This is a genomic window from Palleronia sediminis, assembly GCF_004358695.1.
Lineage (GTDB): Bacteria > Pseudomonadota > Alphaproteobacteria > Rhodobacterales > Rhodobacteraceae > Palleronia > Palleronia sediminis.
The window spans coordinates 53041-62222 of record NZ_SNAA01000019.1; the positions used below are offsets into that span (position 1 = coordinate 53041).

At 69.5% G+C, this 9182-nt stretch carries 11 protein-coding genes and 1 tRNA gene; 4 read left to right on the plus strand and 8 right to left on the minus strand.

Features of this window, described 5'->3' with window-relative positions:
• Nucleotides 1–18: 18 nt before the first annotated feature.
• The gene (locus E2L08_RS14620; protein WP_133397837.1) at nucleotides 19–510 is read left to right on the plus strand and encodes a lytic transglycosylase domain-containing protein; all 492 of its coding nucleotides are present in this window, start codon (nucleotides 19–21) and stop codon (nucleotides 508–510) included.
• 9 nt (nucleotides 511–519) lie between these two features.
• On the opposite strand, the gene E2L08_RS14625 is transcribed toward E2L08_RS14620, so the two are convergent.
• Together E2L08_RS14625 and E2L08_RS14630 are read right to left on the minus strand one after the other, a co-directional pair.
• A tRNA-Met gene (locus E2L08_RS14625) sits at nucleotides 520–596 on the minus strand.
• A 134-nt stretch (nucleotides 597–730) separates the two neighbouring features.
• Complete coding sequence (locus E2L08_RS14630) at nucleotides 731–1768, minus strand: NAD(P)/FAD-dependent oxidoreductase (protein WP_133397838.1); 1038 nt, start codon at nucleotides 1766–1768, stop codon at nucleotides 731–733.
• Between the two features lie 53 nt (nucleotides 1769–1821).
• Here E2L08_RS14630 and mnmC2 point away from each other — a divergent pair, with 53 nt between their 5' ends.
• Entirely contained in the window at nucleotides 1822–2535 is a 714-nt protein-coding gene (gene mnmC2, locus E2L08_RS14635) for a tRNA (5-methylaminomethyl-2-thiouridine)(34)-methyltransferase MnmC2 (RefSeq protein ID WP_133397839.1), read from the plus strand.
• Nucleotides 2536–2571: 36 nt separating this feature from the next.
• A complete protein-coding gene (locus E2L08_RS14640; RefSeq protein WP_133397840.1) occupies nucleotides 2572–3459 on the plus strand; it encodes a DMT family transporter in 888 nt (295 codons plus the stop codon).
• Here the strand turns inward: E2L08_RS14640 and E2L08_RS14645 are convergent.
• From E2L08_RS14645 to argH, 6 genes are all read right to left on the minus strand, one after another.
• Complete coding sequence (locus tag E2L08_RS14645) at nucleotides 3447–4451, minus strand: LacI family DNA-binding transcriptional regulator (RefSeq protein WP_133397849.1); 1005 nt, start codon at nucleotides 4449–4451, stop codon at nucleotides 3447–3449. The two genes, E2L08_RS14640 and E2L08_RS14645, sit on opposite strands and share 13 nt — an antisense overlap.
• 113 nt (nucleotides 4452–4564) lie before the next feature.
• Entirely contained in the window at nucleotides 4565–5677 is a 1113-nt protein-coding gene (ald, locus tag E2L08_RS14650; protein ID WP_133397841.1) for an alanine dehydrogenase, read from the minus strand.
• Nucleotides 5678–5743: 66 nt separating this feature from the next.
• Nucleotides 5744–6598 carry an alpha/beta hydrolase fold domain-containing protein gene (locus E2L08_RS14655; RefSeq protein ID WP_133397842.1) on the minus strand — a complete coding sequence of 285 codons (855 nt, stop codon included), beginning with the start codon at nucleotides 6596–6598 and terminating at the stop codon, nucleotides 5744–5746.
• Nucleotides 6576–6941, minus strand: a complete 366-nt coding sequence (locus E2L08_RS14660; RefSeq protein WP_133397843.1) for a DUF2834 domain-containing protein — start codon at nucleotides 6939–6941, stop codon at nucleotides 6576–6578. The genes E2L08_RS14655 and E2L08_RS14660 overlap by 23 nt, the downstream gene beginning before the upstream one ends.
• Nucleotides 6941–7096: an argininosuccinate lyase gene (locus E2L08_RS14665; RefSeq protein WP_133397844.1), complete on the minus strand. Its 156-nt coding sequence runs from the start codon at nucleotides 7094–7096 to the stop codon at nucleotides 6941–6943. Before E2L08_RS14665 ends, E2L08_RS14660 begins: the two co-directional genes overlap by 1 nt.
• Nucleotides 7093–8460 carry an argininosuccinate lyase gene (argH, locus tag E2L08_RS14670; RefSeq protein WP_133397850.1) on the minus strand — a complete coding sequence of 456 codons (1368 nt, stop codon included), beginning with the start codon at nucleotides 8458–8460 and terminating at the stop codon, nucleotides 7093–7095. The genes E2L08_RS14665 and argH overlap by 4 nt, the downstream gene beginning before the upstream one ends.
• 53 nt (nucleotides 8461–8513) lie before the next feature.
• Here argH and E2L08_RS14675 point away from each other — a divergent pair, with 53 nt between their 5' ends.
• Nucleotides 8514–9062 (plus strand): TlpA disulfide reductase family protein, encoded by a 549-nt coding sequence (locus tag E2L08_RS14675; protein ID WP_168771165.1) that lies wholly within the window; start codon nucleotides 8514–8516, stop codon nucleotides 9060–9062.
• The last annotated feature ends 120 nt before the right edge of the window (nucleotides 9063–9182 follow it).

Here is a 9182-nt window from a genome sequence, read left to right on the forward strand (position 1 = left end):
GGCGGCACAGAAAAAGGCATGAAACAGATCGCCCTTATCGCCTGCCTGGCGCTTGCGGCCTGCGGCGCCCGTCCGCCCCAGCCCGACGTGACCCGCGCGGAGGCCTCGTTCTCGCTCAATCCGAACGAAACGCCGGCCATCCGCGCCACGATCAACCGCTACGCCGATCATTACGGCGTGCCCCGCAGCCTCGTTCACCGGGTGATCCAGCGCGAAAGCGACTATCGCCCCGCCGCGCGCAACGGGCCCTATTACGGCATGATGCAGATCCTGCCGCAGACGGCGCGGACCATGGGCCATGACGGCCCTGCGTCCGAGCTTCTGACGACCGAGGGCAACCTGCGCTGGGCGGTGAAATACCTGCGCGGCGCATGGATGGTCAGCGACGGCGACGAACACGACGCGATGATGTGGTATGCCCGCGGCTATTATTACGAGGCCAAGAATCGCTGCCTGCTGGTCGAGACCGGCCTGAACACGCGCGAGACGGCGCGTCATTGCAAGGGATAGGGGTTCGGATGGTAGCGTGGGGCGGACTTGAACCGCCGACCCCAGCATTATGAGTGCTGTGCTCTAACCAGCTGAGCTACCACGCCGCACATCCGGGGTGGCAGGTATCGCCGCCCGCGGGGCCTGTCAAGCGCCGTATCGGGGCGATCTTGGGGCAGGGCGGACCGCCCCCGTCTTCTCTTTCTCAAATACCCGATCGCGCCGCCCTTTCCCGCCCGGCTCAGCCGCCGGGGTCGAAGCGGAACGGCGCGGGAATCCGGTCGCGCCCCTCGAGCACGAGATCGGCCATCACGTCGGCGATGCCGGGCGCCATGCCGAAACCGATCTTGAAGCCTCCGTTCGCGATGAAATGGCCCTCGCGCCCCGGCCATGCCCCGAGGATGGGGGCGCGGCTGCGGGCGCGGGGCCGTAGACCCGCCCAGCGTTCGAGGACCGGCGCATCGGCCAGCGCCGGCAGGGCCGCACGGGCCCGTGCGATCACCTCGTCGAGCTGAGCGTCGGTGGTCGTCGGCGCGTCGAACGCCCGCTCGGTGGTCGAGCCGATGGCGGTCGTGCCGTCGGCATGGGGCACGATATGCAGCCCGTCGACAAAGACCTGTGCGGCGCCCCGCGCATCGTGGCCCAAGAGGGCCGCCTGTCCCTTGATACCCTGTCCGACGGGCCGTCCGAAGCTCTCCGACAGCAGGTCGAGCCCGGCGGCGCCGGTGGCGTGGATCACCGGCCCGCGCGGCTGGCCTTCGGCCTCGATCGCCGCGCCGCGCCGGCGCAGCGCATCGGCCAGCGCCGTGACCGCGCGGCGGGGGTGCAGATGCGCCGAAAGCGTATCGCGAACGTAGAGCCCCGTGGGCGCGCGAGGTGCGAAGGGGCCGGGCGCGTCGGTGACGATCCATTCGGCCCGCCCCTGCCAAAGGTCGCGGGCGGTGACGCTTCGGGCATGGGCAAGCCTCACGGCCGCGTCCTCGGCGAGGGGCTGGAGGCGCCCCGTGGCCGTGTATCCGGGGTCGCACGGCGTGGCCTCGGCCACGTCGGCCCAGAACCCGCGCGCGGCCAGCAGGCTGTCGAGCTGGAACGCCTTTTTCTCGTTCCAGGCCTCGGGCACATGAGGGGCGAGCGCGCCGACCAGCCCGCCGGACGCGCCGGCCCCCGGCCCGCAAGGTTCGATCACCGTCACCGTTGCGTCCCGCGCGCGGCAGGCCCAGGCGATCGACAGGCCGATGATGCCCGCCCCGAGGATGGTGACGTCCTGCGTGCTTGCCATTCCGCCCCCGACCCGTCTAGCGATGGGCGCAGGAAACCGGGTCCGGGGCCGCGATGCAATCCCATGACGAAGAAGGGCTCGACTGGCGCGATGGCGTCCCGGTCTCGCGCCGGTTCGACGATCCGTATTTCTCGCTGCAAGGCGGGGCGGCCGAGACGGCGCATGTCTTTCTCGATGGCAACGACCTGCCTGCGCGGCTTTGCGACGGGTTTCACGTCGCCGAGCTGGGATTCGGTACCGGTCTGAACCTCTGCGTCCTGATGCGGGCCTGGGCCGCGACGGGACGGTCCGGGCAGATCCGGTTCACCAGTTTCGAGGCCCATCCGCTTTCCCTCCCCGAGATGGAGCGTGCCCACGCCGCCTTTTCCGCGCTCGCGGCCGAGACCGCGCTGCTTCGGCGGGCCTGGGCCGGGCGCGACGCGGCGGGCGGGCTCGATGCCGATCTCGGATCGGTGCGCCTGTGCGTGATCGCGGGCGATGCCGCGCGGCGCCTGCCCGAATGGGGCGGCGTGGCGGATGCGTGGTTCCTCGACGGGTTCGCCCCGGCAAAGAACCCCGCGCTCTGGTCCGACGCGATCCTGCACGAGGTCGCCCGGCATACCGCGCCGGGCGGCAGTTTCGCCACCTATACCGCCGCGGGCCATGTCCGACGGGCGCTCGGGGCGGCGGGCTTTGCGGTCGCGCGGGTGCCGGGTTTCGGCCGCAAGCGTCACATGACGACCGGGCGGCGCATCGACGGGTTCGACAGCGCCGGAATTGGGGCGTAAGGGCCAAGCGCGAGAGGCAGCCGCGGGCGATGCGACATGACCGAACAGAACACCCGGCTGGGCATCCTGCTGATGGTGGCCACGACCTTTGTTTTCGCGGTGCAGGACGGCGTCTCGCGCCACCTCGCGGCGAATTACAACGTCATCATGGTCATCATGATCCGCTACTGGTTCTTCGCGGGGTTCGTCTGCCTCGTCGCCGCGCGCCAGCCGGGCGGCATCCGCGCGGCCGTGGCCACGACGCAACCGGGTGTGCAGGCGTTCCGGGGCGTTCTGCTGTCGGTCGAGGTCTGCATCATGGTCGCGGCCTTCGTGCTGCTGGGGCTGGTCGAGGCCCATGCCGTCTTTACCTGCTATCCCCTGCTCATCGCGGCGCTGTCGGGACCGATCCTCGGTGAAAAGGTCGGCTGGCGGCGCTGGGCGGCCATCGGGGTCGGCTTTGTCGGCATTCTCGTGATCCTGCGCCCTGGCTTCGGCGTTTTCAGCCCCGCGTCGCTGGTGGCGTTGACGGCGGCGTTCTGCTTCGCGCTCTACGGGCTTCTGACGCGCTATGTCTCGCGCCGCGACAGCACGGCGACGTCGTTCTTCTGGATCGGCGTCACGGGCGCGGCGGTCCTGACGCCGCCGGGCCTGTGGCTATGGGAGCCGATGAGCGCCGGGGACTGGGGATGGATGGCCGCGCTATGCGTGCTGGCCGCGCTGGGGCATTACATGCTGATCCGGTGCTACGAGGTCGCCGAGGCCAGCGCCGTGCAGCCCTTTGCCTATCTGCAACTCGTCTTTGCCAGCGCCATCGGCGTGTTCGTCCTGGGCGAGACGCTCGACCCCGCCGTGGCGGCGGGGACGTGCATCGTGGTGGCGGCGGGCGTGTTCGCCCTGATCCGGGCCCGCAAGCGGGCGCAGGCCGGGCCTCAGGGCTTGTAGCGTTGCAGCGTATCGCCGAAGTCGATGGCCGGCGCGATCTCGATGCGGACCGGTTCCGTCGATGTGCCGTCGGCTCGGGCGGCCACGATCTCGGCCGCGCGCTGGCCGGTCTCGAACCGCTTGGTGTCCATGGTGGCCAGCCGCCGCGGCAACCCGTCGAGGAACTCGGTCCCGTTGAACCCCGCGATCCCGAGCTTGCCGGGAATGTCGATCCCCTGCTCGAGGCACCATAGCAGCCCGCCCGCACCGATCATGTCGTTGGAGCAATAGAGGAAATCGAGATCCTCGTTGCGCCCGAGGATCGCCTCGGTCATCTCGCGTCCCTTCTTCAGCGCCGATCCGCCCGCGTAGAACTCCTGATCGACGATCTCGAGCCCGCTTTTCGCCATGGTCTCGGTAAAGCCCTCGAACCGTTTGCGCGCCCGGTGGTCGAGCGGCATCTGCGTACCGAGAAAGCCGATCCGCTCGAACCCCTGTTCGAGGATCGCCTGCGCCATCATCCGGCCCGCGCGGCGATGCGAGATCCCGACCACCGAATCGACCGGTTCGCCGTCGATATCCATGATCTCGACGATGGGCACATCGGACCCGGCGAGCATCTTGCGGCAGGCGTCGTTATGCTCGATCCCGGCGACGATGATCCCCGAGGGGCGCCAGGACAGCATTTCGTAGATCACCTTTTCCTCGCGGTCGGGGCGGTAGTTGGTGACGCCGACCACGGGTTGCAGGTCGGTGCGGTCCAGCACCGAGGTCACGCCGCTCAGCACTTCGGGAAAGACCATGTTGCTGAGCGACGGGATGACCACCGCGACGAGGTTCACCCGGCTCGAAGCCAGCGCGCCCGCGATCTTGTTGGGCACGTAGCCCAGTTCGCGCGCGGCGCTCAGCACCTTTTCGCGGGTGGCGTCCGATACGTCGCCGCGGTTGCGCAGAACGCGGCTGACGGTCATCTCGCTGACGCCGGAGGCCTCGGACACGTCGCGCAGCGTCATCGGACGGCGGGGCGGAATGGGTTTGATGGTCACGCGGCGACGCCTTTTCTCGCTTGGGACGGGGCGATTCTATCCCCCGGATCGACCGGGGCCAAGGGCAGAGCCGTTAGCGTCTACAGAACTTCGGCGGGGGGCACGGCCTCGCGATCCTGGGCCTCACCCACGGCGAGATTGGTCAGCCGCCCGGCATGGACGTTCAGCCCCTCGGCCAGGTGGGGATCGGCGCGGCAGGCGTCCCGCCAGCCCATGTCGGCGATATTGAGCATGAAGGGCATCGTCGCGTTGCCCAGCGCCATGGTCGAGCTGCGCGCCACCGCGCCGGGCATGTTGGCGACGCAGTAATGCATGATGCCGTCCACCTCGTAGACCGGATCGTCATGGGTCGTCGCGCGCGAGGTCTCGAAACAGCCGCCCTGATCGATGGACACGTCGACCAGAACGGCGCCCGGCTTCATCGTCGGCAGCATGTCGCGCGTCACGAGCTTGGGGGCGGCGGCGCCGGGGATCAGCACGGCGCCGATGACCATGTCGGCCCCGGTGACGAGATCCTGGGTAAAGGCCTCGTTGGCAAAGCCGGTCTCGAAAAGCCCCCCGAACGTGTCGTCGAGATAACGCAGGCGCCGCAGCGACGTATCGAGCACCGCGACCCGCGCGCCCATCCCGGCCGCGATCCGCGCGGCATTGGTACCGACCACGCCGCCACCGATCACCACGACGCGCGCGGGCTGGACGCCGGGCACGCCGCCCATCAGCACGCCCCGCCCGCCATTGGCATTCTGAAGCGTCCACGCGCCTACCTGCGGCGCGAGGCGCCCCGCGACCTCGGACATGGGCGCCAGCAGCGGCAGGCCTCCCCGGTCGTCGGTGACGGTCTCATAGGCGATGCAGGTGGCGCCAGAGGCCAGCAGATCCTCGGTCTGGGCCGCATCGGGGGCGAGGTGCAGGAAGGTGAACAGGATCTGCCCCTCGCGCAGCATGGCGCGTTCGGAGGGCTGCGGCTCCTTCACCTTCACGACCATCTCGGCCTCGGCAAAGATCTCTTCGGCGGTGTCCACGATCCGCGCGCCGGCGTCGCGATAGGCGTCGTCCTCGTATCCCGCGCCCAGCCCGGCCCCCGCCTGAACCAGAACCTCATGCCCATGGGACACGGCCTCCTGCGCAGCGCCGGGGCGAAGCCCGACGCGGTATTCGCGGGTCTTGATCTCGGTGGGGCAGCCGATCTTCATGCAAGTCTCCGTTCTCAAGCTATGGCAAGGGAACGGTTGCAGAAAAAAATCCTCCGGTCGACCCGGTCATGCGGGGCGGGGGGATGGCGCGCCTTCGGCGATATGGGCGGCGATGGCGCGCAGCGCGGCGTCGCCCTGGGGCAGGATGTCGGGCCATAGCGGGAACAGGTGGAACAGCCCCGGAAAGACCCGCAGCGACACCGACGCATCGGCCAGCGCCGCGCGATGCACCAGCAACAGCGCATCGTCGAGCAGCACCTCGGCGCCCGCGGCCACGACCAGCAGCGGCGGCAATTCGTCCAGCGGGCCGAGCAGCGGCGACACCTCGGGGTCGGCGGGGTCATAGTCGCCCAGCGCCTGCCGCGCGAAGGCGGCATCGCTTTCGCCGTCGTTCATCAGGTCCGTGTCGCGCGCCCGCGTCGTGCTGAGCCCGGTCCGGTCGGTATTGGGCGACACGAGGCTGAGCGTCGCGATCCGGTCCGTGAGCCGCTGCGCGAGGATCAGCGCGATCTGCCCGCCGGCACTGTCGCCGCCCAGATGCACCGGGCCGGGCAGGGCGGACAGCACGTCGCGGCAGGCATCGCGCTGCGCGGGCCAGGGGGCCTCGGGGGCCAGCGCATAGGCGGGGGCCACGACCCGCAGCCCGGTCAGCCCGGCCAGACGTTCCAGCATCACGGCATGCGACTCGGGCGCGCCCATCACCAACCCGCCGCCATGCAGCCACAGCAGGGTGCCCTCACCGTCCTGATGCCTCTCGTGGCCGAAGACGGCGCAGGCCACGCCGCCGATCTCGGTCCGGGGCAGGGCGGCGGCGGCCGAGACCCGCCGCGCAAAGGCGTCGCGCATCGCGGGCGGGTCGCCCGCTATGGGTGTCGCGCGGATATGCGCGCGCAGGTCGTCAGGGGTCGAGGGTCGGGTCATCCGCGGTCGCTCCGTTCCGGCCGGTCATTCGGTCCCGGCGCATCCTGAGCCAGACATAGAGCGGCAGACCGCAGCTCACACCGATACAGAACGTCGCCGGGATCGCGAACAGCCGAACCCAATCGCGCGTGGCGATCGTCTCGGCCACGACCCAGACCGTCAGCGCGATGGCCGCGATGGTCAGGTCCCAGACAAGCCCGGTGGTCGAGGCGTTGACATACCACGCGTCGGTCAGCGCCCCGAGGCTGCCGGTTTCGCGCAGGTAGGCCGCGAAATACCACATCGGGTGAATGGCGCCCCAGACGGCGAGGGCAATAAAGACCGGGCGCCAGCCCCGCGCCATCAGAACGTGCCGCCGATCCCGATCTCGGCCGTGCCCGATACCTCGATCCGGGGGGCGGTATCCTCGACCGCGCCCGCAGGCGCCTCGGGGGCGCCGGGCGCGCCGCAGGCGGCCAGCCCGATCAGCACGGCAAGCGGGGCAAGGACTCGGATCATGCGAGATACTCCTTCCAGCGGGCGATCTGGACACGCACGTTGTCGGGCGCGGTCCCGCCGTAGGATGTGCGCGATGCCACCGAATTGTCCACGCCCAGAACATCGCGCACGCCCCCGGTGATCAACGGATGCGCCGCCTGCATCTCTTCGAGCGTCAGGTCGGGCAGGTCGCAGCCCTTGGACTCCGCCCGCGCGACGAGGCTTCCGGTGACGTGATGCGCCTCGCGGAAGGGCAGGCCCGCCTCGCGCACGAGCCAGTCGGCCAGGTCGGTCGCGGTCGAGAACCCGGCCCCCGCCGCCGCGCGCATGGCGTCGCGGTTGGCGTTCATGTCGGCGACCATGCCCGTCATGGCGGCCAGGGCCAGCATCAGCGTGTCGGCCGCGTCGAAGACCTGTTCCTTGTCCTCCTGCATGTCCTTGGAATAGGCCAGCGGCAGCCCCTTCATCACCATGAGCAGCGCCGATTGCGCGCCGAAGATGCGGCCGATCTTGGCCCGGATCAGCTCGGCCGCGTCGGGGTTCTTTTTCTGCGGCATGATCGACGAGCCGGTTGAAAAGCTGTCGGACATCGCGACAAAGCGGAACTGGGCCGAGGACCAGATCACCAGCTCTTCGGCGAGGCGGCTCAGATGCATGGCGCAGATCGACGCCGCCCCCAGGAAATCGAGCGCGAAATCCCGGTCCGACACCGCGTCGAGCGAATTGGCGCAGGGCCGGTCGAACCCCAGCGCGGCCGCCGTCGCGTCGCGGTCGATGGGAAAGGAGGTGCCCGCCAGCGCGGCCGCGCCCAAGGGGCTTTCGTTCATCCGCGCCCGCGCATCGGCGAAACGCGAGGCATCGCGTCCCAGCATTTCGACGTAGGCCAGCATGTGATGGCCCCATGTCACCGGCTGAGCGGTCTGCAGATGGGTGAATCCCGGCATGACCCAATCCGCGCCCGCCTCGGCCTGGGCGAGCAGCGCGCCCTGAAGGCGCCGGATCGAATCGAGCGCCGCGTCGCATTGCTCGCGCGTCCAGAGCCGGAAATCGGTCGCCACCTGGTCATTGCGCGACCGCGCCGTGTGCAGCCGCCCCGCGGCGGGGCCGATCAGCTCGCGCAGGCGGTTCTCGACATTCATGTGGATGTCTTCGAGCGCGGCCGAAAAGGCGAAAGTCCCGGCGTCGATCTCTGACAAGACCGTGAGAAGCCCTTCACGGATCGCCTCGGCATCCGTATCCGTGATGATGCCCTGCGCGGCCAGCATCGCCGCATGGGCCCGCGAGCCTTCGACGTCCTGTCGGGCGAGCCGGCGGTCGAACCCGATCGAGGCGTTGATCGCCTCCATGATCGCGTGCGGCCCTTCGGCGAAACGCCCGCCCCACATGGCGTTGGAACGGCTATCGGTCTGATCGGTCACAGCAGGCTCCCGGAGGACGTATGGACATGAAACTCGCCGCCGCTCTTTATCTGGCGCTCGCCACCGCTGCAAACGCGCAGGGGCTCGACGGGGTCGCGCTCGAGGGGGACATGCGCAAGCTCGTGGTCCACGACGCCCCGAAAGAGGTCTCGGCCGCGCCGATGCAGAACCCCGAGGGCGAGACGGCGACGTTGTCGGACTGGTCGGGCAAGCATGTCCTGCTGAACTTCTGGGCGACATGGTGCGCCCCCTGCCGCGAGGAGATGCCGTCGCTCGACGCGCTTCAGACGGCGATGGGCGGCGAGGCGTTCGAGGTGGTGACGCTGGCCACGGGGCGGAACTCGGTCGAGGGGATCGAGGATTTCTTTGCCGAGGTCGGGGTCGAGACCCTGCCGATCTGGCTCGACCCGAAACAGGGGATCGCGCGCGACATGGCGGTTCTGGGCCTGCCCATCACGGTGCTGATCGACCCCGAGGGCCGCGAGGTGGCGCGCCTGACGGGCGATGCCGACTGGAACGCCCCCGAGGCCCGCGCCGTGATCGAGGAATGGACCGGCGCGGGCTCGTAAGCCTAGGGTCAGGATGCATTGATTGTTGCTGTTCGGCGTGATTCACGGCCCGAAAAACGGAGCGGTGACATGGACGACCTCTACTGGCTGAGCGACGAGCAGATGGCCAAGCTTTCCCCT

Coding starts and splice junctions, on each gene's coding strand:
- E2L08_RS14620 (WP_133397837.1), top strand. CDS start 19: ATGAAACAGATCGCCCTTATCGCCTGCCTGGCGCTTGCGGCCTGCGGC.
- E2L08_RS14630 (WP_133397838.1), bottom strand. CDS start 1,768: ATGGCAAGCACGCAGGACGTCACCATCCTCGGGGCGGGCATCATCGGC.
- mnmC2 (WP_133397839.1), top strand. CDS start 1,822: ATGCAATCCCATGACGAAGAAGGGCTCGACTGGCGCGATGGCGTCCCG.
- E2L08_RS14640 (WP_133397840.1), top strand. CDS start 2,572: ATGACCGAACAGAACACCCGGCTGGGCATCCTGCTGATGGTGGCCACG.
- E2L08_RS14645 (WP_133397849.1), bottom strand. CDS start 4,451: ATGACGCTGCGCGACGTGTCCGAGGCCTCCGGCGTCAGCGAGATGACC.
- ald (WP_133397841.1), bottom strand. CDS start 5,677: ATGAAGATCGGCTGCCCCACCGAGATCAAGACCCGCGAATACCGCGTC.
- E2L08_RS14655 (WP_133397842.1), bottom strand. CDS start 6,598: ATGACCCGACCCTCGACCCCTGACGACCTGCGCGCGCATATCCGCGCG.
- E2L08_RS14660 (WP_133397843.1), bottom strand. CDS start 6,941: ATGGCGCGGGGCTGGCGCCCGGTCTTTATTGCCCTCGCCGTCTGGGGC.
- E2L08_RS14665 (WP_133397844.1), bottom strand. CDS start 7,096: ATGATCCGAGTCCTTGCCCCGCTTGCCGTGCTGATCGGGCTGGCCGCC.
- argH (WP_133397850.1), bottom strand. CDS start 8,460: ATGTGGGGCGGGCGTTTCGCCGAAGGGCCGCACGCGATCATGGAGGCG.
- E2L08_RS14675 (WP_168771165.1), top strand. CDS start 8,514: ATGGACATGAAACTCGCCGCCGCTCTTTATCTGGCGCTCGCCACCGCT.